This window comes from Clostridium phoceensis (assembly GCF_001244495.1).
Taxonomy (GTDB): domain Bacteria; phylum Bacillota; class Clostridia; order Oscillospirales; family Oscillospiraceae; genus Lawsonibacter; species Lawsonibacter asaccharolyticus.
In genome coordinates this window covers 1,481,148-1,507,726 of sequence record NZ_LN866274.1, presented here as the reverse complement: position 1 = coordinate 1,507,726, position 26,579 = coordinate 1,481,148, and the positions used below count along the sequence as shown (strand labels likewise).

Annotated in this window: 24 protein-coding genes; 1 reads left to right on the top strand and 23 read right to left on the bottom strand. The window is 60.9% G+C overall.

The window, feature by feature from the left end:
* Positions 1–22: 22 nt before the first annotated feature.
* Together rpsU and leuS are read right to left on the bottom strand one after the other, a co-directional pair.
* Positions 23–205: a 30S ribosomal protein S21 gene (gene rpsU, locus BN1969_RS08130; protein ID WP_023348912.1), complete on the bottom strand. Its 183-nt coding sequence runs from the start codon at positions 203–205 to the stop codon at positions 23–25.
* Between the two features lie 164 nt (positions 206–369).
* A complete protein-coding gene (leuS, locus tag BN1969_RS08125; RefSeq protein ID WP_050623845.1) occupies positions 370–2,880 on the bottom strand; it encodes a leucine--tRNA ligase in 2,511 nt (836 codons plus the stop codon).
* A gap of 253 nt (positions 2,881–3,133) precedes the next feature.
* Here leuS and BN1969_RS08120 point away from each other — a divergent pair, with 253 nt between their 5' ends.
* Entirely contained in the window at positions 3,134–3,691 is a 558-nt protein-coding gene (locus tag BN1969_RS08120) for a hypothetical protein (protein WP_050623844.1), read from the top strand.
* Between the two features lie 113 nt (positions 3,692–3,804).
* Here BN1969_RS08120 and rsfS read toward each other — a convergent pair whose 3' ends face one another.
* From rsfS to BN1969_RS08020, 21 genes are all read right to left on the bottom strand, one after another.
* On the bottom strand, positions 3,805–4,164 hold the full coding sequence (gene rsfS / locus BN1969_RS08115; RefSeq protein ID WP_050623843.1) for a ribosome silencing factor: 360 nt from the start codon (positions 4,162–4,164) through the stop codon (positions 3,805–3,807).
* A gap of 39 nt (positions 4,165–4,203) precedes the next feature.
* Positions 4,204–5,826: an LCP family protein gene (locus tag BN1969_RS08110; protein WP_050623842.1), complete on the bottom strand. Its 1,623-nt coding sequence runs from the start codon at positions 5,824–5,826 to the stop codon at positions 4,204–4,206.
* 16 nt (positions 5,827–5,842) lie between these two features.
* Positions 5,843–7,051, bottom strand: coding sequence for a nicotinate (nicotinamide) nucleotide adenylyltransferase (nadD, locus tag BN1969_RS08105; RefSeq protein ID WP_050623841.1), 1,209 nt, complete (start codon positions 7,049–7,051; stop codon positions 5,843–5,845).
* Positions 7,052–7,074: 23 nt separating this feature from the next.
* The gene (locus tag BN1969_RS08100; RefSeq protein ID WP_050623840.1) at positions 7,075–7,497 is read right to left on the bottom strand and encodes a hypothetical protein; all 423 of its coding nucleotides are present in this window, start codon (positions 7,495–7,497) and stop codon (positions 7,075–7,077) included.
* A gap of 74 nt (positions 7,498–7,571) precedes the next feature.
* Positions 7,572–7,913 (bottom strand): YhbY family RNA-binding protein, encoded by a 342-nt coding sequence (locus tag BN1969_RS08095; protein WP_050625435.1) that lies wholly within the window; start codon positions 7,911–7,913, stop codon positions 7,572–7,574.
* A 116-nt stretch (positions 7,914–8,029) separates the two neighbouring features.
* On the bottom strand, positions 8,030–8,623 hold the full coding sequence (locus BN1969_RS08090) for an XTP/dITP diphosphatase (protein WP_050623839.1): 594 nt from the start codon (positions 8,621–8,623) through the stop codon (positions 8,030–8,032).
* A gap of 2 nt (positions 8,624–8,625) precedes the next feature.
* Positions 8,626–8,787: a hypothetical protein gene (locus tag BN1969_RS17895; RefSeq protein ID WP_154669730.1), complete on the bottom strand. Its 162-nt coding sequence runs from the start codon at positions 8,785–8,787 to the stop codon at positions 8,626–8,628.
* Positions 8,788–8,848: 61 nt separating this feature from the next.
* A complete protein-coding gene (rph, locus tag BN1969_RS08085; RefSeq protein WP_050623838.1) occupies positions 8,849–9,565 on the bottom strand; it encodes a ribonuclease PH in 717 nt (238 codons plus the stop codon).
* A 61-nt stretch (positions 9,566–9,626) separates the two neighbouring features.
* Positions 9,627–10,214: a hypothetical protein gene (locus BN1969_RS08080; RefSeq protein ID WP_050623837.1), complete on the bottom strand. Its 588-nt coding sequence runs from the start codon at positions 10,212–10,214 to the stop codon at positions 9,627–9,629.
* Positions 10,215–10,407: 193 nt separating this feature from the next.
* Complete coding sequence (ftsY, locus tag BN1969_RS08075; RefSeq protein WP_050623836.1) at positions 10,408–11,277, bottom strand: signal recognition particle-docking protein FtsY; 870 nt, start codon at positions 11,275–11,277, stop codon at positions 10,408–10,410.
* 15 nt (positions 11,278–11,292) lie between these two features.
* Positions 11,293–11,607, bottom strand: a complete 315-nt coding sequence (locus BN1969_RS08070) for a hypothetical protein (protein ID WP_050623835.1) — start codon at positions 11,605–11,607, stop codon at positions 11,293–11,295.
* Positions 11,604–12,242 carry a hypothetical protein gene (locus BN1969_RS08065; protein ID WP_050623834.1) on the bottom strand — a complete coding sequence of 213 codons (639 nt, stop codon included), beginning with the start codon at positions 12,240–12,242 and terminating at the stop codon, positions 11,604–11,606. Before BN1969_RS08065 ends, BN1969_RS08070 begins: the two co-directional genes overlap by 4 nt.
* A 331-nt stretch (positions 12,243–12,573) precedes the next feature.
* On the bottom strand, positions 12,574–16,146 hold the full coding sequence (smc, locus tag BN1969_RS08060; protein ID WP_050623833.1) for a chromosome segregation protein SMC: 3,573 nt from the start codon (positions 16,144–16,146) through the stop codon (positions 12,574–12,576).
* Between the two features lie 938 nt (positions 16,147–17,084).
* Positions 17,085–18,266 (bottom strand): MalY/PatB family protein, encoded by a 1,182-nt coding sequence (locus BN1969_RS08055; RefSeq protein WP_050623832.1) that lies wholly within the window; start codon positions 18,264–18,266, stop codon positions 17,085–17,087.
* A 3-nt stretch (positions 18,267–18,269) separates the two neighbouring features.
* Entirely contained in the window at positions 18,270–20,063 is a 1,794-nt protein-coding gene (locus BN1969_RS08050; RefSeq protein WP_050623831.1) for an N-acyl-D-amino-acid deacylase family protein, read from the bottom strand.
* A 13-nt stretch (positions 20,064–20,076) separates the two neighbouring features.
* Positions 20,077–20,901 (bottom strand): hypothetical protein, encoded by an 825-nt coding sequence (locus BN1969_RS08045; RefSeq protein ID WP_077138731.1) that lies wholly within the window; start codon positions 20,899–20,901, stop codon positions 20,077–20,079.
* A gap of 14 nt (positions 20,902–20,915) precedes the next feature.
* Positions 20,916–21,875, bottom strand: coding sequence for an ABC transporter ATP-binding protein (locus tag BN1969_RS08040; RefSeq protein ID WP_050623829.1), 960 nt, complete (start codon positions 21,873–21,875; stop codon positions 20,916–20,918).
* Positions 21,868–22,908, bottom strand: coding sequence for an ABC transporter ATP-binding protein (locus tag BN1969_RS08035; protein ID WP_050623828.1), 1,041 nt, complete (start codon positions 22,906–22,908; stop codon positions 21,868–21,870). The genes BN1969_RS08040 and BN1969_RS08035 overlap by 8 nt, the downstream gene beginning before the upstream one ends.
* 12 nt (positions 22,909–22,920) lie before the next feature.
* On the bottom strand, positions 22,921–23,850 hold the full coding sequence (locus BN1969_RS08030; protein WP_050623827.1) for an ABC transporter permease: 930 nt from the start codon (positions 23,848–23,850) through the stop codon (positions 22,921–22,923).
* 10 nt (positions 23,851–23,860) lie between these two features.
* Positions 23,861–24,781: an ABC transporter permease gene (locus BN1969_RS08025; RefSeq protein ID WP_050623826.1), complete on the bottom strand. Its 921-nt coding sequence runs from the start codon at positions 24,779–24,781 to the stop codon at positions 23,861–23,863.
* 83 nt (positions 24,782–24,864) lie between these two features.
* Positions 24,865–26,541, bottom strand: a complete 1,677-nt coding sequence (locus BN1969_RS08020) for a peptide ABC transporter substrate-binding protein (protein WP_050623825.1) — start codon at positions 26,539–26,541, stop codon at positions 24,865–24,867.
* Positions 26,542–26,579: the final 38 nt, after the last annotated feature.

Here is a 26,579-nt window from a genome sequence, read left to right as displayed (position 1 = left end):
ACGCTGCGGCGTTTTTGATGCCTTAATAGAACTTCTTGCGATTCTTGCGGGCAGCCTCGGACTTCTTGCGGCGCTTAACGCTGGGGCTCTCGTAGTGCTCACGCTTCCGGACCTCAGCCAGCACGCCAGACTTGGCACAGCTGCGCTTAAAGCGCTTCAGCGCGCTCTCCAAAGACTCGTTTTCTCTTACACGGACTTCCGACATTTATATTTCCCTCCCTCCGGCGCGGCGGGGCGTCCCCTGCCGCGAAAGGGCCATTCATATGGCTTTAACAGATTCATTATATTAGACTTTTTCCTTCTTGTCAAGCTCCAGTTTCCCGAGAAAATTTGAACATTTTATGAAAACCCGCTCCGCCCGGATGGGTCTCACGCCTTGGGCTTGAAGATCAGGTTCACCAGGCGGCCCTTGACCACGATGGACTTGACTAAGTCCATCCCCTCCGCCATGCGTGCGATCTTGGGCTCCGCCAGGGCGGAGGCCACTACAGCCGCCTCGTCGCTGTCCGTGGGGACCACGATGTTGGCCCGGACCTTGCCGCCCACCTGGACTGCCATCTGCACAGTGGCGGCCACGGTCTTGCTCTCGTCATACTCAGGCCAGGCCTGGAGGCATACCTGCCCGCCGTAGCCGGCCATCTCCCACAGCTCCTCACACATGTGGGGAGCGAAGGGGGAGAGCATCAGCAGCAGGGCCTTCATATCGCCCCGGCTGGCTCCGTTGGCATAGAAGTCGTTGACCAGGGACATCAGGGCGGCAATGGCGGTATTGAACTTCATGGCCTCGATATCCTCAGACACCTTTTTGATGGCCTTGTGGACAGCGGCCTCGTTGGCCTTGGAGTACTCCTCGCCGGTGTGCTCCTGCTCAGTAGCCAGGTTCCACACCCGGTCCAGGAAGCGCTTGCAGCCACGGACGGAGTCGTCGGACCAAACCGCTGTCTTTTCAAAGTCACCGATGAACATGATATACAGGCGCATGGTGTCCGCGCCGTAATCCCGGATCACGTCGTCGGGGTTGACCACGTTGCCCAGAGACTTGGACATCTTGACAGAGGGACGCAGGGCCTGATTGCCGTACTTTTCAATGAGTGCCTGCTTCTCCTCCTCGGTCTCCACATTGCCCACATAATGGGGGTTCTTGCCCAGGATCATGCCGTGGCTGGTGCGCTTGGCATAGGGTTCAGCACAGGGGATGACCCCGATGTCATGGAGGAAGTTGTTCCAGAACCGGGAGTAGAGCAGATGGAGGGTGGTATGCTCCATGCCGCCGTTGTACCAGTCCACCTGTCCCCAGTACTCCAGGGCCTCCTTGGACGCCAGAGCCTTGTCGTTGTGGGGATCCATATACCGCAGGAAGTACCAGCTGGAGCCGGCCCACTGGGGCATGGTGTCGGTCTCGCGCTTGGCCGGGCCGCCGCAGCAGGGGCAGGTGGTGTTTACCCAGTCGGTCATCTTGGAGATGGGGGATTCGCCGTCGTCAGTGGGCTCGTAGCTCTCCACCTCGGGCAGGAGCAGGGGCAGCTGATCTTCAGGCACAGGCTGCCAGCCGCACTTGTCGCACCAGATCATGGGGATGGGCTCGCCCCAGTAGCGCTGGCGGGAGAACACCCAGTCCCGCAGCTTATAATTCACCTTGGCCTCGCCGATGCCCTTTTCCTCCAGCCACTTGGTGATAACAGGAATGGCTTCCTTCACCGTCAGGCCGTTGAGGAAGTCGGAGTTGACCATGATACCGGTGTCGTCCTTGGCGGTGAAAGCGGCCTTCTGCACGTCCTCGCCGCCGGATACCACCTCGATGATCTCACAGCCGAACTTCCTGGCAAACTCCCAGTCGCGGTCGTCGTGGGCAGGAACGGCCATGATGGCGCCGGTGCCGTAGGTGGACAGGACGTAGTCGGAGATGAAGATGGGGATCTCCTTGCCGTTGACCGGGTTGACACCCCGGACGCCGTCCAGCTCCACGCCGGTCTTTTCCTTATTCAGCTCGGTGCGCTCCAGGTCAGACTTGGAGGCCGCCGCCTTCTGATAGGAGACGACCGCATCTGCATTCTTCAGCCTGCCGCTCTCCAGCCAGCCCCGCACCAGGGCGTGCTCCGGGGAGAGGACCATGTAAGTCGCACCAAACAGGGTGTCGGGCCGGGTAGTAAAGACCTTGATGTCCTCGCCGGTAGTGGCCTTGAATACCACCTCGGCGCCGGTGGAGCGGCCGATCCAGTTGCGCTGCTGGGTCTTGACCCGGTCGATAAAGTCCACAGTGTCCAGACCGTCGATAAGCTTCTGGGCGTACTCTGTGATCTTCAGCATCCACTGGCTCTTTTCCTTGCGGATGACGGGGGCGCCGCAGCGCTCACACACGCCCTCTACCACCTCCTCATTGGCCAGCACACACTTACAGGAGGTGCACCAGTTCACAGGCATGGTGGTCTTATAGGCCAGACCGTGCTTATATAACTGAAGGAAAATCCACTGGGTCCACTTGTAGTAACCGGGGTCGGTGGTGTCCACCACCCGGTCCCAGTCGAAGGAGTAGCCCAGCATATGGAGCTGGCGGGTAAAGTTAGCGATGTTGTCCTTGGTCACCTTAGCGGGATGGACGTGATTCTTGATGGCGAAGTTCTCAGTAGGCAGGCCGAAGGCGTCGTAGCCGATGGGGAACAGCACATTATAGCCGTCCATCCGCTTCTTCCGGGCGATCACGTCCATGGCGGTGTAGGGCCTGGGATGGCCCACATGCAGGCCGGCGGCGGAGGGGTAGGGGAACTCTACCAGGCCGTAGAACTTGGGCTTGGAGGTGTCGCCGTTCTGGCAGGCGAAGGTCTTTTCCTCCTTCCACCTGCTCTGCCACTTCTTTTCGATGGCTGTGAAATCGTACTTCAAATCAATCACACTTTCCTGTATTTCTGCGCCGGAGTGAACCCTCCGGCAGGCATACGCATAAATTTCCGTAATATTATATCCGAAAATTTCGATGATTGCAAGGGCCGCTCCCCCCTTTTTCCGCGTCCGTCTCCCGGAAGAGATGATAAAAAAATTCTCATCTCTCTTTCAAAAAATCTTAATCTTCTCTTTATTGCCTCTTAGAATCCATCCTGTATCCTGAATGCACACAGACAGGAAGGGAGAAAACATCATGGGAAACACCACAGAGGCGCGCACCATCTACATCCTTTTGACCCGCTCCGGGACCTGGTTTTCCCGTCTGATCCATCTGGCCACTGCGGATTCCTATACCCATGCATCCATTGGACTGGACGGCCCCATAGGTCCCTTTTACAGCTTTGCCCGGAAATACTCCCACTTTGCCCTCCCGGCCGGGCTGGTGGAGGAACAAATCGGTCCGGAGCTCCGGACCAAGAGGCAGCAGGTCCCCTGCTGCCTCTATGAGCTGTCCGTCTCCCCAGAGATATACGCCAGCCTCCGCCGGCAGATCAGTGCTATGTACGCCCAGCGGCAGCGATACCACTACAATCTGCTGGGTGCCCTCTCCTGCTTCTTCAACCTCCCGCTGGACCGGCGTGACCACTACTTCTGCTCCCAGTTCGTGGCCGGCCTCCTGCGGGACAGCGGGGCGCTGGAACTCTCCAAGCCGCCGGCCCTGGTCCGTCCTGCCGACTTCTGTCAGATCCATCAGCTCCGGACGGTCCACCAGGGGGACATGGGGGGCCTGCCCGCCCTCGCTCTGGCGTAGCGCCCCCATCTCCCATTCGATCAGAGGACCAACTTCCCGGTGGTTTTCTTTCTTACTCCGAAGAGGCCGGTGCGCAAGCGCACCGGCCTCTTTGTCTGTTTTATCGTTCTCTCTTATTCCGGCTTCAGGACCTGGCTCAGATCCTCCTCCTGGGCATCGCCCCACAGGCGCTCCAAGTCATAGAATTTCCGGGCCTCGTCCATGAAGATATGGACCACCACGGAGGAGAAATCCATCAGCACCCAGGTGCCGCCCCGGTGGCCCTCAATGTGGTGGACCCGCTCTCCGTTCCGCTCCATCGCCTCTTCGCAGACGTCAGACAGGGCCTTGATCTGGGTGGTGGAGGAGGCAGTACAGATGACGAAGTAGTCCGCCAGGGTGGTCAGCTCCTCCGTCTTCAGCACCTTGATCTCCATGCCCTTCTTACTGTCCAGGGCTTTGGCTAACACGATCGCACTCTCTCGGGATGTCATGGGCAAAATTCCTTTCCTTTTTGTATTCTGTATCAGGCATCACGCCACATCAGGCAGCAGCCACTCCGGGGGCAGATCGCTGCCGCCGCTCTCCCCCTCTGTGCCGGGCTGGGAGGGTTCGGACTGTGACGCACCCCCGTTCCCGCCGCCAGGGTCCTGCTCCGGCTGGGAGGCTCCAGCTCCCTCCCCCTGGCCGGGCCCTTCAGGCTGCACAGCCCCGGGGTCATCCGTATCGGGAGTCTCTCCCTCCGGCCCTTGCGTGCCGGGCTCCCCAGTCTCCGAGCCGGTGCTGCCGGGTTCCCCGGTTCCGGTCTCCGTGCCCTCCGGGGGCGTGGTGCCGGGGGTCTCCGTCCCGGCGTCCGTCTCCCCTGGCTGTTCTGTCTCAGGCTCCTCTGTCTCCTGGGTAGTCTGTGTCCCCGAGGAGGAGCTGGAGGCCCCGGCGTAAGCCATGCTGGAGTCCAGCAGGGTGCCGGTGGTGACCCCGTATCCCCCGCCGCTCTTTTTGTACATCAGCTGGAGGTCGCTGGACTGGATCTGGTCCACATAGGGGTTCATGCCGCTGTTGAGGATCTCCAGCAGCTCCTTCTCCACCGGCAGCACCAGTGAGGCCCTGTCATACATGACCCCGGTATAGGGCATAGTGGAAAATTTCACATCGCTCTCCGGGTCCATGCCGATGGCCAGCTGTGCGAAGGCCAGGATATTGCCCACTGTCAGGTCGGTGGTCACGTTGTTCAGGAACACCTGGGCCAGTGCCGGGGCCTTCAGCAGGGTTGCTGGCTGGAGGCACTTGTCCAGTACGGCGGAGAGGAAGTCCTGCTGGATCTGGATACGTCCCACATCGCCCGGAGAGGGCTCCCCGTTGTTCTTCCGCCAGCGGATGACCTCCATGGCGTCCTCCCCGCTCAGCTTCCGGTAGCCAGCCTCCTGGTGGATATGCAGGTCCTGATAGGGATCGTCGTAGTTCATATCAAATGGGACGTCGAAGTACACTCCGCCCAAGGCGTCCACCAGCTCGCCGATGGCCTCCCACTCCACCATCACATAGAAGTCGGGGTAGATGCCGGTCAGGCGGCTCACCTCCTGCTTCAGGGCAGTCATGCCGTTCTCCACCCGCTGGGCCTCCGGCAGGTCGGAGGAGCCCCGGTTGCGGTTGTACACCACGTTGATCCGCTTCAGCGAACCGCCCTTGGCGCTGGTGTTGATCATAGTGTCCCGTGGCAGGCTGATGGCGTTCAGGCTCTTGTTATTGGTGTCGAACGTAAAGAGGAGGATGGTGTCCGTCAGGCCGCTGGCCACGTCCCGCCCCACCACCAGGAAGGTGTAGTAGCCCTCCTTCCGTCCGCTCTTGGCCACATTGGGCAGCTCTGCCCCCGTGAACTGGATGTCCTCTCCCTCCCCGGGCTGCTGGGTGGTGTCCGGGCCGGCCGTCGGCGGGTCAGGCACCTTGGGCACCCGTATCCAGGCGCTCATCACCGCCCAGACCGCGATGATGGCGATGGCCAGGACCACCGCCGCCTGGAGCAGGCGGTGCCGGATGCGCTGTCCCCGGGTCATCCCGGCGATCCACTCCCGGCGCTGCTGCCGCCACTGTTGAAACTTCTCTCCCAGGGAGCGCCGCTCCCGATGCTGCTCTCTGCGTCCTCTGTTCTCAGTGCTCATCTGCTCGTTCCTCTTGTCATTCCTCTGTTTTTGTCCCGTGCTCTCTCAGCCAGTCCCGGGCCCGGAGGGTATTGGTGTGGATAGGGAGCCGGCGGTCCCGCATCTCCTGGATGGTGGTCTCCACCCCCAGCAGCAGGGCCCGGTCCAGGTCCTCATACGCCAGCCGGCGCAGCTCCTCCACCCCCTCGAAGTCCCGGTTGGGCTCGATGTAATCGGCGATATAGATGATCTTTTCCAGCAGGGTCATGTCCGCCTTGGCCGTGGTATGCCAGAAGATGGCCTGGTACACCTCATCAGGTTCCCCAAAAATGTCCCGAGCGATACAGGCCCCCGTCTTGGCGTGGAGCAGCTTCACCGCCTGCTGTTCCAGCTCATCCAGCTCCACCCCGTACTGCCGGCACAGACGGAGCTGGTCGTCCAGTTCCAGATACTTGGTGCAGTCGTGGAGGATAGCGGCCCGGCGGGCCATCCCCTCGTCTCCGCCCCACCGCTCGGCCAGGCGCACCGCCTCCTCCTCCACGCCCATAACATGTGGGACCCGCTTGGCCCGGATCATGGAGTAGGAACAGGCCCGCAGCTCCGGAAGCTCCAGCCGCTTCAGGTCCGCGTGGGTGCCGTACAGCCGGTTCATCAGGATATAGCCGTACACCTGGGGGAGCAGATACTCCTGTCCCTCCCCCCGGGCCAGCAGCTCCCGCAACCGGGTAGAGGACACATCCACCAGTCCCGGCAGGGTGATGGTGACGATCTGGGCCTGATACTTCTGGGAGAGGAACTCCCTCTGGGGGGCGAACAGCTCCTCTCCGTCCTGCTCTGTTCTGCCAAAGGCGCAGATCCCCGCCAGCTGGGTGATGACCTCCGGGTCGTGCCACAGGTGGAGGGTGAGGAACATGTCTGTCCCCATAAGCAGCCACAGCTGGGCGTCCGGGTACTGAGCCCGGATGGCCCGGAGGGTATCGGCGGTATAGCTCTTGCCCTCCCGGTCCAGCTCCATGCGGGATACCTCCGCCACCTTCGGCATGGATAGGGCGTCCGCCATCCGCTCGGTCATGGCCAGACGGTGGGCGCCCTCCGGCGTCCCCTCCGGCAGGGCCTTGTGGGGCGGGACCGCCGCCGGGATCAGGATCAGCTTGTCCAGCTCCAGCACCTTGACCGCCGTCCGGGCCGCCTCCAGATGCCCCAGGTGGGGTGGGTTGAAGGTCCCTCCATAGATCCCAATTTTCATACAGACACCCTTCCTTTCCAAGTTCACCGCTCCCCCGGCTCTGAGCTGGACGGGAGAGCGGATGCCAGATCCCGCCACAGCTGTTCTCCGTCCAGAATGCGCCAGTTTAAGCGCTCCCCGCTGTCATAGGCGAAGGCGCCCTCCGGTCCGGCAATCAGATACCAGCTGCCCCCCCGGTAGCTGAAGCCCAGCTCTAAGGGGTACCTATCCAGTTGGTAGGCGCCCACCTTCCCGCCATAGACCCGCCGGCAGCGCGCGATCCGCTCTGTCACAGCTTCCCGGTCTGCCCGGTCCGTCAGGTCTACCCTCGCCTGTCCGTCCCACAGGGTCACACAGTACAGCTCTCCCTCCATCATGGAGCGGGGAAAGAAGCACCAGAGCAGTCCCCCCACCGCAGCCAGAAGCAGGAGGGCGGTCAGGGCCGCACGCCATTTTCTCCGTTTCAAGAGACAAGCCTCCTCTCAGCCCTTCTTCCGCTTCACTCCTTCTTGCTGCCGCTCCTCAGAGACAATTCTGTTTTTTATGGCTCCCTCTGGGGTACGCTTTCTCTCTTCTTTCCCTCCACCAGCACGATCTTGTCCTTTTTGTCCTTCCGGTGGCTCTGGCGGTAGAGAACAAATTTGGTCCCGATCACCTGGACCACCTCGCTTCTGGTCAGGGGGGCCAGCGCCTCCGCCGCCTCCCGGGCCGACATCAGGGCGTTTTCCAGCACCCTGCCCTTGATCAGCTCCCGGGCCTCCAGGGCATCGTTGGCCTGCTTGACCAAATTGTCACCGATGCCCTCCTTGCCCACGATCAGGATGGTGTCGATCCCGTTGGCCAGACCGCGCAGCTGGGCGCGCTGTTTGCTTGTCAAATCCATCGTCCTCACAAACTCCATTCCGCTCCGTCCGCCTCCCGGCGGACATCCGCTCTATTCCGTTGCTCGTCCTCTCCAAATGGGACCCGCTCCGCTGGGCTCCCATTTGGGGCCGGGCGTCAGCTTTTCTCCAGACACTCCCTCAGTTTCACCTGAAACGCCTCCAGAGCCTTCCCCCGGTGGGAGATGGCGTTCTTCTCCTCCGCCGTCAGCTGAGCAAAGGTTTTTTTCAGCGGCGGCACAAAAAACACCGGGTCATAGCCGAAGCCTCCCTCCCCCATGGGGGTGAAGGCCACGGTGCCCTCACATTCTCCTCTGGCAGAGAGCACGTCTCCGTTGGGGAAGCAGCAGGTGATCACCGATACAAAGCGGCAGGTCCGGGGCATCTGGCCCCGCATGTTCTCCAGCAGCAGGCGCACCCGTCCCGGGTCGTCCAGCCCAGGCCCTCCGTACCGGGCAGAGTACACCCCCGGCGCGCCGTTGAGGGCGTCCACGCACAGCCCGGAGTCGTCGGCGATGGCAGGCAGACCGCTGGCCTCCATGACCGCCCTGGCCTTCAGCAGGGAATTCTCTTCAAAGGTGGTGCCGGTCTCCTCCACCTCCACATCCACCCCCGCCTCAGCCTCAGAGCAGACCTCCACGCCCAGATGGGACAGGATATCGTTCATTTCCGCCAGCTTTTTCTTGTTTTTACTTGCTAGTACCAGCTTCATAGTTACCACTCCCACGGGTCCTTGCCCTTTCGTTTGTTCCACTTTTTATCCTCTTTTTGCTCCGCCTTCTGCTCCTGCCAGTTCTCCCGGGTTTTTTCTATATCAGACCTGATCTGATCCAGCTTCTTTTTCAGCTTCTGTCCGGTGGTCTCGATCTCCGGCACAGGGACAATAATCCGGCGGCAGTCGGGGCAGTAGAAAGCCTCCGCCTCCTCAGGTTTGGAGTTACCCCTCCAGCACAGCCCGCTGGACCGTCTGAAGCCGTCGGATACCCTTCTCGCACAGCTCCACCAGCTGACGCTGCTCATCCAGCGTGAAGGGCCGCTCCTCGCCGGTGCCCTGGATCTCGATGAGGCGGCCCTGGTCGTCCATGACGCAGTTCAGGTCCACCATGGCGGCGGAGTCCTCCTCATAGCACAGGTCCAGCAGGGGCACATCGTCCACGATGCCGGCGGACACGGCGGCCACATAGCCGCTGACCGGATACTCCGCCAGCTGGCCTGCTTCCATCATCTTTCGGAAGGCCAGCATCATGGCCACAAAGCCGCCGGTGATGGAGGCGGTACGGGTCCCTCCATCCCCCTGGAGCACATCACAGTCGATGGTGATGTTCCAGGGTCCCAGCTTCTTCATGTCCACCACAGAGCGCAGAGCACGGCCGATGAGCCGCTGGATCTCGGCGGAGCGGCCGTTCAGCTTCAGCTTGGAGATGTCCCGGCGGGACCGCTCCCGGTTGGCCCGGGGGAGCATGGAGTACTCGGCGGTGACCCAGCCCTCCCCCTCGGGCACGTGGCGGGGCGGCCGGTCCTCCACGCTGGCGGTGCACAGCACATGGGTGTTTCCGCACCGGATCAGGCAGGAGCCCTCGGCAAACTTGTTGATATGGGGGATGATCTCCACGGTTCGGAGCTCATCGTTTTTTCTTCCGTCAATACGCGGCATCGTCTTGTCCTCTCCTGTTCTCTGAGTGGCCCGCTGAGGGCCCCTCTGTTTTATGCGGTCTTTACTGAATGCCTCCCATGCTCATGAAAAATGATTCGGTGATGTCCTGCCCCTCTCCGTCGTACAGGGTGATCTGCTCCACGGAGGCAAGTCCGGTGGGGATACGGCTGTCCACCCCGGTGTGGATGAAAAAGACCTCTTTCCGGGGCAGCTTCAGCTCATATTCATAGCCCCTGTCCAGTGTGATTTGGACCCTGTCGATCTCTCCGAAGGTGTTCCGTCCCTGAAAAAGCAGCTGCTTTCCGCCGTTCTCCTCGATCACACCGCACCGAAAGGGGGCGTTTCCGGAAGAGGTGTGGGCGATCCGATATCTGCCAGTGATGCTCCGCTCCAGCAGAGCGTAGCCCAGCTTCTCCCCCACCTCCATGGGGACGTAGGTCCGCTCTCCCAGGGTGACCGGCTCATGCAGCCGGGGCTGATAGCCATGGACCGCGTCTATCCCCCGGTTCAGCCAGTTCGTCAAAGAGCCCTCCAGCCCGTCCATTCCAGGATCGATGGGGTAGGAGAGGCGGTCGTTGATCCAAAAGCCCCCCGCCGCCAATGTGGCGGCACAGAGCACGCCCAGAAATATCTTCCCGATACGCTTCACGGCAGGCCCTCCCTCCGTATTCCCCTCCCGTTCCGGGAGACGTCATTTTATTTTACCATACCGCTGAGGAAAAATGTTGAAATAGATATGAATATGACCCTTAATTTTTCTTAACTCTGAGGCGGCAGCTGCCCCGCCGGTGACATGGTGTTACACCGGCGAGCGCCAGGACGGCCGGCCTCCAATTCCTAACTCAAATGAGCGCCTGCGCAAACTCCAGCGCGTCAAAGGGTCTGAGGTCGTCGATCCCCTCGCCTACCCCGGCGTACTTCACAGGCACGCCCAGCTCCCGGGCGATGGCGATGGCGATGCCCCCCTTGGCGGTGCCGTCCAGCTTGGTGAGGACGATGCCGGTGATGCCGGCGGCCTCCCGGAACTGCTTGGCCTGGATCAGTCCGTTCTGCCCTGTGGTGGCGTCCAGCACCAGCAGGGTCTCCTTGGCGCAGCCCGGCAGCTCCCGGTCGATGACCCGGGAGATCTTGTTCAGCTCGTTCATCAGGTTCTGTTTGTTGTGCAGCCGCCCGGCGGTATCCACCAGCACCACGTCGGTGTTCCGGGCCTTGGCGGCGGAGGCAGCGTCAAAGACCACAGCCGCCGGGTCCGCACCCTCGTGCTGCCTGATGATCTCCAGGCCGGAGCGGTCCGCCCAGATGGTCAGCTGCTCTGCGGCGGCGGCCCGGAATGTGTCGGCGGCGCACAGCAGCACCTTTTTCCGCTCCTTCTTCAGCTGTGCCCCGATCTTGCCGATGGTGGTGGTCTTGCCCACCCCGTTCACCCCGATGAACAGTACCACCGAAGGCTTGGTGGACAGGTCCAGGGCTGGGTCGCCCACCTGCATGGCGTCGGCGATACACCGGCACATGCAGGTCCGGGCCTCCTCCACCGTCTTGATGCGCTCCTCCCGCACCCGGCGGCGCAGTTCCTCCACCAGCTCCAGGGTGGTGTCCATGCCGGTGTCCGCCAGGATCAGGGACTCCTCCAGCTCATCGTAAAAGTCGTCGGTCAGCTCCGAACCGAAGCTGGCAAAAATATTGATCTTTTTCAGCTTGTCAAAAAAGCCCATACGTTTGATCCTTTCTTAAAACAATCTGGTATTCTTCTTTCCGCAGAAGGGGCACTTGGGGCTGTCCAGCTCATAGCTCCTGCCGCAGCTGGGACACTCCATCCGGGCGATGCCGCTGCCCTCCGGGTCCTCCAGCTCAGACCACTCTCCCCGGAAAAATTCCAGCTTCCCGCAGTCTGAACAGCACAGGATATCCACATCCAGCGCCCCGGCCAGCAGGTTGTCCAGATCTCCCAGGACCCACCCTGTCTTTCCCATCTGGAGAAATTCCCGCCGCAGCAGCTCCATCGTCCCGCCGCAGCGCAGGCATCTCAGGGTCCTCCGGCTCATGTCCCGCTCCCTTCCAGTCGGTCCCGGCCGATATAGGTCTCCTCCGTGGAGTACAGCCGGTCTCCAATGGAGGTCAGCTTGCGGACCTCCTGCTCCCGGCCGTCCAGGATGACTCGGACCCGGATTCCGTTCCAGCTGTCGGAGGTAGTGGCGAAGCAGTACAGCGTCTCCTCCGGCGCCACCGGCTTGCTGTTCTCCGGGGTGCGGGCCCGCAGGACCAGGCACACCTCACTGTCCTCCTCCGTCTCTTCGGAGGCGGTCAGCCCGCCCTCCAGCAGGGAACGGTCCTGGTCCGGCAGATAGAGCAGATACTCGTCGGTGTCCTGGCGGTAGAGCCAGAAGACAATCCCTTCTGTCTCCGGGGTCTGCTCCAGTTCTCCGGCCGCCTGCTCCATCCACTGGGCGATGTCCGGCGCGGACAGGTCGATCTCTCCCGGCTCCCGCAGAGTGTAGCGCACCGCCTCCCCCTGCTCGTTGTACATCTGGTACCAGTTCCCTGTCTCTTCGGGACCTTCGTCCTGGGGGATAACATATCCTAGCCCCGCGAATACCAGCTTCACCCCCGCAAAAAGGACCGCGATCAGCAGGATCAGCCCCACAATGGGCAGCCACCCGCCCTTTTCCTTCTCCTTCAAATGTGTCCTCCCCGGTTCTATGCCGTAAAATATCTGTTCTCCGCCCAGCGGGCAGTATTGGGGTCGATATAGGCCCAGTGATCCAGAAAATCGTCCTCATTCAGGGGGAGGAATGAGATCTCACCGGATCTTCAGCTCTTTCTCCACGTCGTTGAGATTGATCGTCAGCATACGGCTCACGCCCTGCTCCTTCGTCGGTGCAAAGTCCGCTTCTGCTCGGGACGCCCCTCCGGGCATCCCTCGCCCGCTCCCTTGCGCCTCCTCTCCCAGTCCGGCCCGCTTCGCTGGGCCCGGCCTGGGGTCCCGCCATGCAGGAGCAGGGAAAGGAAGTTCATCGGATCTTCAGCTCTTTCTCCACGTCGTTGAGATTGATCGTCAGCATACGGCTCACGCCCTGCTCCTGCATGGTGACGCCGTAGAGGACGTCAGCCTCCTCCATAGTGCCGCGCCGGTGGGTGATGACGATAAACTGGGTCTTGTCCGCCATGGAACGCATGTAATGGGCGAACCGGGCCACATTGTTGTCATCCAGGGCGGCCTCGATCTCGTCCATCACCACGAAGGGGGTGGGCCGGACCTTCAAAATGGCGAAATACAGGGCGATGGCCACGAATGCCTTTTCCCCGCCGGAGAGCAGGGTGATGATCTTCAGCGCCTTGCCCGGGGGCTGCACTTTGATCTCGATGCCGCAGTTGAGGATGTCCTCCGGGTCCTCCAGCTCCAGCGTGGCCTTGCCGCCCCCGAAGAGCTCTGTGAAGGTCTGCCCGAATGCCTGGTCGATGGTCTGGAACTCCCGGGCGAAGATGGTCTTCATCTCCCCGGTGATGTCCGCGATGATCTCCTCCAGCTCCCCCTTGGCCCGCTGGACATCGTCTCTCTGGTCGGTGAGGTAGGTGTATCGTTCGTTGACCCGCTGATACTCCTCGATGGCCCCCAAATTTATGGAGCCCAGGCTGGAGATGGCCCGCTTCAGCTCCCCGATGCGCCGGCTGGCCTTGGGCACCGACTCGATCTCCACCCGGTGCTGCTTGGCCGCCTCGTGGGACAGCTCGTAGGTCTCCCACAGCTTGTCCAAAAGCTGCTTCTCCTCCATGGCGGCAGCCACCTTCCGCTGCTCCAGTATGGAGACCTCCCGCTCCATGGCCAGCAGCTCGTCGTTCTTGGCCCTGCTGTCCTTGTCCGCCTGGTTGCGCTGTCCCTCCAGGGCCAGCTTTTCCTCGCCCAGGGCGCGGATCTCCTCGCTGCGGACCTGATTCTCCGCCCGCAGCTCCTGGAGGCGTGCTGTCTTCTCCCCGATCTCCTGGGTGAACTGGCGGTTCTTCTCCTCATACTGGCCGATGAGGGCCTGGTTCTGCTCCCGGTCCCCCGCCATGTCGTCCCGCAGGCTCTTCAGCTCACCCAGGCTCTTGGCCGTGGTCTCCTGCTCCGCCTCCAGGGCGGCCAGGGAGGCGGTGAGCTCGGACAGCTCCCGGGTGATGCGGGCGGACCGGTCCTGGAGATCCGTCTGGCCTCTGACCTTTCCCTCCGCCTCGCTCTTCAGGGCAGCGGCGGCCCCCTCCAGCTCCTGGATGCGGCTCCTGGCCCCCCGGGTGTCCGACTCGATCTGGGCAGAGCGGCTCTTCAGCTGCTCCAGCTCCTCCCTCTGGGACGACGACTGGCGCTCCAGGTCGGCCACCACGCTGTCGCAGTGGGCCGCCTCGCCCTCAGCCTTCAGGATGGCGTCCTCCCACTCCCGCAGCTGGCTCTGGGCCGTCTCCATCTCATAGCCGGCGGCGGCGGCCTCCCGGTCCGCCTCCTCCAGCGCCTTGGCGGCCTGGGCCAGCTGCTCCCGCAGACCCCGGCCCTGTTCGTTCAGCCGCTCCAGCTCGTTGGCACGGCTCAAGATGCCGGCACTGCGGCTGGCGGAGCCGCCGGTCATGGAGCCGCCGGGGTTCAGCACCTGCCCGTCCAGGGTGACGATGCGGAACTTATAGCCGTATTTCCGGGCCGCTGCGATGGCGTGGTCCAGGTCCTCCATCACCGCCACCCGGCCCAGCAGGTTGGAAAACACGTTCCGGTACTGGGGCTGGAAGGAGATCAGCTGATCTCCCACCCCCACGAAGCCGGGCTCCCGCCGGAGGGCCTGTCCCTCCCTCAGCTCCCCCGGCCGGATGGAGCTGAGGGGCAGAATGGTGGCCCGGCCTGCGTCTCGGCGCTTCAGATACTGGATGACGGCCTTGCCGTCCTCCTCCCGGTCCACCACCAGGTTCTGCATGGCGCCCCCCAGCGCGGTCTCAATGGCCACGGTGTACTCCTCCGGCACCTTCAGCAGGTCGGCCACCGGACCGTGGATATGCTGGAGGCTTCCCCGCTGGGCCTCCCCCATCACCAGCTTGACCGCCTTGGAGTAGCCCTCGTGGAGCTTCTCCATCTCGGTGAGCATCTTCACCCGGGATGACAGGGCATTCTCGTCCATCTGGAGCTTCATATGGCGCTCCCGGGCCTGCTCCGCCTTTTTCCGGCGTGACTCCAGGCGCAGGGCGTAGCCGCTGATGACGTTCTGCACCGCGTCCCGCTCCTCCACCGCCTTGGCCAGGGCCTTCCGGGCCTGACGCTGGGCGGCGCGCCCCTCCTCCAGCCGGCTGTCCAGCTCCCGCAGCTCCTGGCGCACCGTCTCGTCCCGGTCCAGCACCTCCTGAGCGGCAGCCGCCAGGGCGGAGAGCAGGGCCTTGGCCTCGGCGGCGGTGGCCGTCTCCATGGCCTCCTTCTGCCGCAGTTCCTCCAGCTCCCGTGCCATGGTCCCGGCAGACTGGGCCGCCTCCTGGGCCTGCTCGCTCTTGCCCCGCAGCTCCTCCCGCATCCGAGTCAGCTTGTCCTCGATCTCGGCCAGCCGCTCCTGCCGCTGGCCGATCTGGCCCGCCAGGCTGTCCGCCCGGCCTTCCTGCTGGTCCAGGTCCGCCCGGATGCGCTGAGCGTTGTCCAGGTTGTTCTGCACGTTGTTCTTCAGCACCGCGATAGCGCTCTCCAGCTCCGCCGCCGCGGCCTCCCGGCTCTGGCTCTCAAAGCGCAGCCGGTCCGCCTCCACGTCCTTCTCCCGCATCTGGGCGGAGAGGGCCTCGGCGGCGGCATACAGCCGCTCCAGGGCCACCCGGGCCTCCTCCTTCTGCCGGGCAGCCTCCTGATAATCGGCGTCCAGCTTGATGTGGCTGGCCCGCAGCCGCTCCAGGGTGTCCAGCCACACGGAGACCTCCAGCCCCTTCAGCTCGTCCCGCAGCACCAGGAACTTTCTGGCCCGCTTACTCTGCTCCCGCAGGGGCTCCACCTGGAGCTCCAGCTCGGCGATCTTGTCGTTGACCCGGACCAGGTTCTCGTCCGTATGGGCCAGCTTCCGCTCTGCCTCCTCCTTCCGGTGGCGGTAGCGGGAGATGCCGGCGGCCTCCTCAAAGACCTCCCGGCGGTCGGCGCTCTTGACGGAGAGGATCTCGTCGATCTTGCCCTGACCGATGATGGAGTAGCCCTCCCGGCCCAAGCCGGTGTCCATGAACAGCTCGTTGACGTCCTTGAGGCGGACGGAGCGGCGGTTGATATAGTACTCGCTCTCCCCGGAGCGGTAATACCGCCGGGTCACCATGACCTCGCTCTCATCCATGGGAAAGATGTGGCTGGTGTTGTCCAGGATGAGGGACACCTCGGCATACCCCGTCTGGCGGCGCTGAGCAGTGCCGCCGAAGATCACATCCTCCATCTTCCCTCCCCGCAGGGCCCGGGTGGACTGCTCCCCCATGACCCAGCGGATGGCGTCGGAGATATTGGATTTTCCGCTGCCGTTTGGCCCTACGATGGCGGTGATGTCCTCCCCAAAGGTGAGCACCGTCTTGTCCGGAAAGGACTTGAAGCCCTGGATCTCCAATGCTTTTAAGTACACAACGTCGCCCCCTTCTTCTTAAATCCTTTCAAATCCTTGCGCCGCAATGGTTTCCAAGCTTTCTGCTTTTTCATAAATTCTTAAAACTCACCATAATTTCTTTTTGAGTTGGTGTAAGATCGGTGCAACATGGGATTTCATGGAATTCTGCACCACAAAAACCGCGTAACCGTTGGGGCAGTATGGTCACGAGATTTTGAACGCCCCATTTAGGGCTTGAATTGTTTCCAATTTCTTTTCTCTTAACGCTTTTGTGTAAGTTTCCATAGTTGTACAGATGTTCCGGTACCCCATCACATCTTGCAACAGCCTGAGGTTAGTGATAATTTTTTATTGTATCACACCATCTATCCCTTTTCAATATGCTAGATAATGCGTCCCTGTTTAAGAAAGGTGTTGATGATTCCAACTCCGGCGATTTCACCAGTGTGCCTTGCAGAAAGCATTCACGGATGATAAAATAATAAAAAGTAAAACATCAAAGAAATGTTTACGTCTATATAGATGAATTTATAGTTTTGGTCTTATCTTTTCGTGTGTGGGAATTGTAGTCAATATTGCATTTCTACTGATGAACTAAATGAAACCACAGAGTAAAAGGTATTAAGCTAATAAGAATTTGACAAAGGAGTGCAAAAATTATGATACCAAACTTTGGATTGATTATGATTTGTGTAATTCTTTCAATAGGTATAGGAGTGGCGGTTGCTATCTATAACGAGAAGAAAAAGAATGACAAAGATAAAGATTGACAAATTCTAATTTGTTATCTGAAATGCTGACCCATAGGCGCAAGGTTGAAATACACCTTTTATATTTTTGCCTAATTTTCTACATACTGAAGTAACCTCTTCCCTCCACTTTCCAAAGGTCTTCCGGCATCATCGTCGCCTATAACAAGGGCTCTGCACATTTTTTCGTGCAGAGCCCTATTTTTATTAGATGTAAGGCGCCTCTTGGGCAAAGCCGCATTTCCGGGCGGCAGCTTCCAAGCGGGTGAGCGCTCCGGTCAGCTCAGAGCGGGGCATTCCAATTTGCAGGCGCAAAAAGCCGGTCCCGGCAGCGCCGTACTTGCTGCCCAGGTCAGGCTCCACGCCGGCGGACAAGAAGAACCGCTCCAGCTCCAGCTCCGACAGCCCCAAGCCGCGGAAGTCCGCCCAGATTAGCGTACCAGCTCTGTGGCGCAGAAGCTTCACCGCCGGCATACAGCGGGCAAAGCAGTCCCGCACCAAGGACTCGTTCTCATGCACAAAGTCCATCAGTTCGTCGATCCACGCCTTGCCCTCATCTGTGTAGGCCGCCAACACCGCGGCCCGCATGAAGGGAGAGAGGCTGCCATAGTGATCGGCATCCCGCTGGGTGCGGTAGGCCTTCCGGATGGCCGCATCGGGGATGATCACATTGGAGTGGCTGGTACCGGTAAAATTGAACGCCTTGCCAAGACTGGTACAGATGATACAGTGGTCCAACGCGTTCGGAACGGCGGCATAGGGAACCATCAGACCGGGCTGCCACACATGCTCGGCAAAGATCTCGTCCGCCACCACCAGCACATGGTGCTTTTGGGCCAAAGCCGCCACTCGCTCCAAATCCTCCCGCTCCCATACATCCATAGTGGGGTTATGAGGGTTACAGAGGAGCATCAGTTTGTTTTCCGGTGCGGCCATTTTCTCCTCCAGGTCGGCAAAGTCCATCTCATACCGGTCACCCCGCAGTTGCAGGGGACTGTCCACTAATTTCCGACCGCAGTTGGCGATGGCGCGGGCATAGAGCAGATAGACCGGCTGCTGCACAATGATGCCGTCGCCGGGCTGAGTAAAGGCGCGGATGGAGGCACACATGGCCTGAAGGATCCCGTAGGACGGCACGATCCAGGAAGGTTCTATCTCCCAGCCGCGGACCTTTGCCATCCAGTTGACAACAGCCCGGATGTACAGGGGGTCATCGGAGTCGGTCCAACCATACAGACCACTCTGAGAAAACCTGGTCAGCGCGTCGATAATGCAGGGGGCGGTTTTTACATGCAGCTGTGCTCCGGCCATCACGGTATAGTCCGGTCGGAACCCGGTGCCGAAGCCGTAGTCAATGGCGTCGGCCAGAGTTTGAAAGTCAAAAGACATAGCTCAGTTCTCTCCCTTTCGATGTTCAGGCCCCAGAACCGTGCCGCTGCGCACATGGGTATGGACGCCGTGGTCCACGGCGATCTGCCCGGCCACCAGCACATAGTCCAGTCCCTGCGGGCCATGTCGGGGATCAGCAAGATTTTCCCTGGCAGAGAAATGCTCCCAGTCCAGTACCAACAGATCGGCAGCCAGACCTTGGGAGACAAAGCCCCGGTCGGTCAGGCCCAGGGTGCGGGCCGCATTGCCGGTAAGCTTGCGTATCGTCTCTTCTATGGCAGCGCCCTTGTCCCGCTCCGTCTCCAGAAACACGGTCATCCCCTCGTATGTGGCGGGCGAGCCGCACTCCAGCGGCAGGTCGCCCTCGGACAGGGCCGCGTCGTAGTCCAAGGTCCAGGTATCCAGACCAATGGTGGCCTCCGTTCGGGCCACAAAGGCGTCCCGGTCGGGGGTATGTTCCGGACGGCGCCCCAGGGAAATCATAGCGGCGTAGGGGTCTTCGGTCAGCACATCCAGCAGCAGCTCCAGGCTGTCTGCCCCCTGCGCTGCCTCTCGAATCGTTTTGCCTACACAGCCTGCCCGCTGCACACGGGTAAACCGGTAGCGGGTGTCCCAGGCTGGGTCGGCCTGCGGATCAAAGCGGGTAAAGACCCCCTGAGACGGATGGCGTCCGGTCCGGATCTCCTCAACAACCTGCCGCCGAAAGTCAGGCAGGGTCAACGCCCGGGAAAAAGCGGCACAGCCCCCACACCGCTCCACGTAGGGTTGGAACAGAGAGGCGGCCATAGGGTAGTGGAAGGGACCATAGGCGTACTTGGGGATCACATCCCAGGTGACGTTTACACCCGCCTGCCGGGCTCGGTCCAGCTCCTCCAGCGTCTTGGCCACGGCGGCACGGATCAAACCGTCGTGGGCCGGGGTGACGTTGTAGCCGTTTTGTATGTGGCTGACATGGATGCGGACGCCGCTCTCCCGTCCCAGGTCCAAAAATTCCCGCAGACCGTCCAGGAAGCTCTGAGCATGGCCATAATAGGGGTGGCTGCGGCTGCGGGTGTGAGCAGTGACGATGCCGCCCCGGGCAGCCACCAGCTTCATCAGGCGCAGCAGTTCCTCCCGCCCGGCAAAGAGGCCCGGCTCATAGTCCAGGCCCAGACTCAGTCCCAGCGCGCCGCCATCCATGGCCTCGCTGAGGGCGCCCTCCATGGCGGCGATCTCCGTCTCAGTGGCGTCCCGGTGATAGTCGGTGCCCATGGCCTGCAGACGGATCTGGGCCTGCCCGGCCACCACAGCCAGGTTGGCACCCAGCCCCACTCGGCGCAGATGCTCCAGGAACTGGCCATAAGTAGTCCAGTCCAGCTCCTGACCGTAGGTCTGGGCAAAGGGCTCCCGCAGCCGCTGGGTGGGAACGAGATAGGCGTTGTATGGGTTAATACCCCCAGGCGGCTCAGGCATGACCTTGGTGAATGCCTTTTTCTCTGGGAACATGTAGAGCCAACTATGCTGTACTGGGGCGACCCCCAGGCCGCAATGTCCGGCAAATTCTGTGGTAATGCCCTGGCCCAGCGTGCTCTCCATATTGGGGTACATGGCGGCGGAGCAATCGGAATGGGAGTGCATGTTGATAAGTCCCGGGGTAATCAGTTTCCCTGCGGCATCCATCACCTGGGCTCCCTCCGGGGCGGAGAGGTCAGGGCCCACGGCGTCTATTACGCCGTCCCGGATGCACACATCGGCCTGGAAGGGCGGGGAGCCGGTCCCGTCTACCACAGTCCCGCCCCGAATCAAAGTCCATGCCATGGCGGGCCTCCTGTCAGACCAGCCCGCCGATGCGGGTGACCTCTACGCCCCGAGCCTCCCAGGCGTCCAGGATCTGGTTAAAGCCAATGGAGTCGCTGGCCATGTGACCCATGCACAGCACGTTGCAGCGGTTGTCCTCCTGCAGGGCTTTGACGATGTCAGCGTCCATGTGCATGCAGACAAAGGTACCCACACCGGCGGTAATCAGCGCCTTCAGCTCGTCCAGCTCCGCCCCCAGGCCGCCGGCAAAATCCACCACAGTCTTTCCTGCGTAGCTGTCCTTTTCGCCCACCCAGATGGCAGGGCGCTGGCCCTCGGGGGCTTGGGCATACTCTCGGATGGTCATTAAATTGTCCAGGATCTCCTGGACGGTGGGGTTGTCATTGGCTTCATAGACCTCGTCCACCTTCGCCTCCACCATCCGCTCGCCCAGCAGGTCGGCGGGGGTGTGCAGGCCCAGATATGGCATCCCCAGCAGCCGGGCCACAGACGGCCCCCCGTCCAGGTTGGAGCCGTGAAACATGATCTCCGTAGCCCGCTTGCGGTGCTCCAGCAGCTTTTGGGCTACGTTGACGGGCACACCATAGTGTACCAGCTTCTCATAGTGGCTTTGGGCAACCAGCTCTCCCAGCTTACCCAGGCGGGGCACCATGTTATGGTGCCTGGCCACGCAGTCATAGCCCAGCTGGCGGGCCAGAGTCAGCTCGGCAGCACCCATATCAATGCCCGCCAGCACGCGGGTGATATTCTCCCCTGGAACCGAGACGGAGGAATCCAGAGGCAGTTCCTGCAGTTGGGCCAGATCCAGGGCAATTTGAACCATTTCTGTTGTATTCATTGGTAGTGTTCCTCCTAATCCAGATGATGACAAGCGGCAAAATGTCCGCCGCTCAGGTCCTTGGGCGCGGGCGTCTGCGTGCGGCACTGCTCGGTAGCCCGGGGACAACGGCCGCAGAAACGGCAGCCCGGTTTGGGGTCGATGGGGCTGGGCACCTCGCCCTCCATAGGGATGCGGTGGTGGGTCTTTTCATAGTCTGGGTCGGCCACCGGCACTGCCGAGAGCAGACCCTGGGTATATGGATGGGCCGGATGGCCGTAAACCTCCTCCGTAGGGCCATATTCCACCATGGTGCCCAGATACATGACAGCCGTCTCATCGGCGATGTGGCGGACCATGGACAGATCGTGGGCAATAAACAGGTAAGTAAGTCCCAGCTCCCGCTGAAACTTCATCAGCATATTGACCACCTGGGCCTGGATGGACACATCCAGGGCGGAGATGGGCTCATCACAGACGATAAATTCCGGGTTCAATGCCAGCGCCCGGGCGATACCCACCCGCTGGCGCTGGCCTCCGGAGAACTCATGGGGGAATCGGTTGGCGTGCTCCTTGCTGAGGCCTACCATGTTCAGCAGCTCATACACCCGTTCCCGCCGCTCCTTGGCATTGGCGCAAAGCTTATGCAGCTCCAGGCCCTCCGCGATGATCTCGCCTACGGTGAAAAAGGGATTCAGAGAGGCGTAGGGATCCTGAAAGATCATCTGCATCTTTCGAGTCAGGGCCTTGGCCTGGGCCCGGGTCACCTTACTGATGTCCTGGCCGTCAAACACGATGGTGCCCCCGTCCGGCTCATAGATACGCAGCAGGGTGCGGCCCACGGTGGTCTTGCCGCAGCCGGACTCGCCCACCAGTCCCAGGGTCTTGCCCCGCTGGATGGCAAAGGATACATTGTCCACCGCCCGCAGGATCTTGCCCCGGCCTACACGGAAGTGTTTTTCCAAGTTGGAAACCTGGAGAATTGCATCAGACATGATCACTGCCTCCTTTCGGCAGGGGCGGAATGCCCTCCGGCGGCGTTACATCGGGTGCCCTTGGGTCCAGCAGCCAGCAGCGGGAGCCGTGGCCCTGACCGCAGGCAAATTCCGGGGGATCTTCCTTCAAGCACGCCTCCATGGCGTAGGGACACCGGGCCGCAAAGGCGCACCCCTTGGGCGGGGCATACAGATCAGGCGGCGTGCCGGGAATGGCGTACAGCTCACTCTTCACGTCCTGGATCAGGTTGGGCATGGCCCCCAGAAGCCCCCAGGTATAGGGGTGGCTGGGGCGGTAAAATACCTGCCGCGCGTCGCCGTACTCCACGATCTTGCCCGCATACATCACGGCGATCCGGTCGGCCATCTTGGCCACTACGCCCAAATCATGGGTAATGAGCAGTATGGAGGTCCCTCGCTTCTCCTTCAGGTGGTTCATCAGATCCAAGATCTGCGCCTGCATCGTCACGTCCAGGGCGGTGGTGGGCTCGTCGGCAAAGAGGATCTTGGGATTGCAGGCCATAGCCATGGCAATCATGACCCGCTGACGCTGACCACCGGACATGGTATGGGGGTAGCGCTTTGCCACCAGCTCCGGGTTGGGCAGGCCCACCTGCCCCAGCAGCTCTGCCGAAATCTGCTGGGCCTCCTGGCGGGACACCCTCTGATGGCGCAAAATACCCTCGCACATCTGCCGTCCCACCCGCATGGTTGGGTTCAGGCTGGTCATAGAATCCTGAAAAATCATGGAAAATTCCTTGCCCCGGTAGGACTCCATAGCTTTGTCGCTCAAATGGGTGATGTCGGTGCCCTGGTAGGTGATGGCGCCCGACTTGATTTGGGATGGAGGGGAGGGCAGCAGCTTCATAATGGTTTGGATGGTCACCGACTTGCCGCAGCCGGACTCGCCCACAATGCTCAGCGTCTCACCCGCATCCAGCCAGAAGCTGACGCCCCGTACCGCCCGGACTTCGCCGGCGTGGGTGTCAAAGGAGACATGCAGGTCCTGCACGTCCAAAAGATGGTTCGTCATAAGGCGCCTCCTTTAGTCCCTCAGATGGGGGTCCAGCGCATCGCGCAGACAGTTGCCGAACAGATAAAATGCCAAAATGGTCACGCTGATAAACACGCCGGGAATAAACAGCTGGTAGGGGTAGAGGCGGTAAAACTCCGAGCCCACCTGGCACAGCTGACCCCAGGACGTCATGGGGGATTTGATGCCCAGGCCGATAAAGCTCAGGTATGCCTCCAGGAAAATGGCCGCCGGGATGGCAGAGGAGATGTTGACCACCTGCTGGCCCAGGATATTGGGCAGGATGTGCCGGAAAATAATGCGGATGGGGGAGGCCCCCAGAGTGCTGGCAGCCAGGACAAACTCCCGGTTTTTAAACTGGAGCATCCGGCCCCGGACGACGCGGGCCGAGTCCATCCAACCCGTAATGGCAATGGCGATGATGATGGCCACGGGGCCCGCGTCCAGCCAGAGCATAATCAGGGTCACATACACCAGCGATGGGATGCACACGCCCACGTCAATGATGCGCATGATGAGCATATCCACCCAGCCGCCGAAAAAGCCGGACAGGCCGCCCAAAAAGATGCCGATGATCTGGGGCACAATGGCGCCGCCCAGACCGATAATCAGGGAGATCCGTGCCCCCACCCAGACCCGGGTCCACAGATCCCGGCCTCCGGCGTCGGTGCCGAACCAGTGCTCGGCACTGGGAGGCTGGTTGGTGTGGAGCAGATCGGTGGTCTCATAGCCGTAATGAGAAAGTATGGGGGCAAAAATGGCCATCAGGATGATGATGACAAGGAAGGTCAGACTGACTATGGCGACTTTGTCGGACCGAATACGGCGCAGCACGTCCCGCCAGTAGCTGACACTGGGGCGCACTATGGCGTCGGCCATGCTTCGGTCAGCGGGCAGACGGACAAAATCCTGCTCGTTCAGAGAGGAAGCGGGTTTGTTCATTGAATGCACCTCATTTCGCAACCCGGATCCGCGGGTCCACAAGGCCGTAAATCAAATCGATCACAAAGTTGGCGCTGACCACAAACACACCGAAGAATACCGTTAAGCCCAGGGTCATGGTGTAGTCCAGGCTCTGGATCGATTGGACAAAATACGCGCCGATACCCGGGATGGCAAAAATCTGCTCCACCACAAAGGATCCCATCAGGATGGTCACGATCTCCATGCCCAGGGAGGGGATCATGGGGATGATGGCGTTGCGGATCTGGTGGCTCCAGACGATCCGGGCAGAGGAGAGGCCCTTGGCCTTGGCAGTCTTGACGTAGTCCTCCGAAATGACCTCCAGCATCAGCGTGCGCATATTGCGGGTTTTTCCGGCGATGGAGCCGATGGCCAGGGTCAGTGTGGGCAGGATGGTGTAGGCAAAGCCCTTCCACTGGGCCACCGGGAACCACCCCAGTTCGGTGGCAAATACATATTGCAGCAGGGATGCCAGAATAAATACCGGCACCGACACGCCCAGCACGGAGAAGCCCACCAGAGCATAGTCCAGGGGACGGCCCCGCCGCCGGGCGGCAATAATGCCGAAAAAGATCCCGATGGGGAAGCTGAGCAGATATGCCTGCAGCCCCAGCTGCGCCGACACCGGGAAGGTCTGGGCAATGATGCCGTTGACCGACTGCCCTACATATTTCAGCGAGTAGCCGAAATCACCCCGAATCAGGTTGGACAGAAAGGTCAGGTACTGCTCCAGGGGCGGGCGGTCTAGCCCATAGTAGGCCATCATCTTGTCCCGCATCTCCTGGCTCATCAGCTGCGTGGTGCCGAAGGGGGTCCCCGGCAGGGCATGGAGCAGAAAGAAGCTGCATGTGGCAATGAGCCAGATGGTGATGATCGAGATCACCAGCCGCTTTAGAATATATCGTTTCAAGGCGGGTCTCCTTTCGAAGAACGATACGCGGGGAGACGGGGCCTGAAAAGCCGCCGCGCTCCCCGCTGCGCAAAACTACTTGTTTACTTGTGTACCACCAGGTGATTGAACTGATAACCGGAGCTGGTGGCGGACATCTGGAAGCCCTCCACATAGGATTGCACTGCGCCGGTCACGCCGTTTTCATACAGGGGCAGGATGGCCGCATTGTCCAGGAAGATCTGCTCGGCCTGGGCGGTGAGCTCCGCCTGCTTGTCCGGCTCCAGCTCGTTGATGGCCTGCTCCACCAGGGAGTCAAACTGGGCATCGCTCCAGATGCCGTAATTGACCTCGCCGCCAGTGACCATGGCCTCCATAATGTCGGTGGGCAGCACGTCAGTTTCCCAGGTAATGGCAAACAAATCATAACTCAGGTCGTAGAAGCTGCCAATGGCAGTGCCAATCACATACTGGGTCAGCTGGATATTCTCCAGGCCCAAATTCTGCTTCCACTGGTCGATGATGGTCTCCAGCAGCAGCTTCTGCTCCGAGGTATCCCAGGTGATCAGCTCCAGCTGGGGCAGCTGAGAGACATCAGAGTAGCCCAACTCTTCCATGGCCGCGGCCAGATACTCCTTGGCCTTATCCACGTCGCCGGACAGAGGCACCGTTTCCACCGGGTACTCATCCACAAACTTGCCGCCGTCGGGACCGGCAAAGTTGGAGTCCACCAGTCGGTTATAGGCTTTGTAACCGGGGTTTACCGCATTGACGGTGGCGGAACGGTCGAAGCCATAGTTCAGGGCCTGACGAAAGTTCTGATTGCTCAACAGTGCAGCGGTCTCCGGACTAGTACCCTGTTGATTGATCCACAGGAACATAATGCCGCCGCCCACAAAGGAGTTCAGGTACTCATTCAGGTGTCCAAAATACTGGCTGGAGATCTGCTCAATGGCGTCCACCTCGCCATTTTCGAACATGGCCACCTTGGTGTTGTCATCCTCCACCTCGATGAAGTGCAGGTTCTGGGTGGGGAAGGAATTGGCACTGTCCCAGTAGAGATCATTCTTTTTCAGCTCCATGGAGCTCTCCAGCACCCAGTCGGTGATGATGTACGGGCCGGAGAACAGCATGGTCTCCGGCGATGAGCCCAGCTGCTGGCTGCCTACCTGCTCCACAAAATCCTGGCGCAGGGGGTACAGGCCGCGCACAGCAATGGTGCGGTCAAAGGAGTTGAGCGGCCGCTCCAGGGTGATCTCCAGGGTCAGGTCGTCCAGGGCTTTCACGCCCACCTCGGCCCAATCGGTGATCTCGCGGGAATTATAGGCCGAGGCGTTCTTGATGGCAAACCAGCTGTATGCGGCCGGGCTGCCCATGTCGGGATTCAGCAGACAGTAGGCGCCGTACTCAAAGTCGTGGGCGGTAAGCGCCTGGCCGTCCGACCACTTCAGGCCGTCCCGCAGGTGGAAGGTGTAGACGGTATAGTCATCGCTGACCTCGTAACGCTCGGCAGCGTCGTACTGCAGCTCATCGCCGTAGAAGCGCACCAACTGGATCTGGGTCAGATAGAAAAGGTTAAAATCGTTGGAGCTCTGGCTCATAATGGGGTTCAGAGTCACCACACCATTGTAGGCCATGGTGAAGTCGGCGCTGACTCCATCTGCCGTGTTTGAGGTGCTTCCGGCGCTGGAGGCGCTGTCATCATTTTGGTAGGTGTTGCAGCCGGACAGGAGGCCCAGCAGCATCACACCGGTCAGAAGCAGGGCAATGCATTTTTTCATGGCGGTTTCCTTCTTCCTCAGATAAATTTATTGTTGTC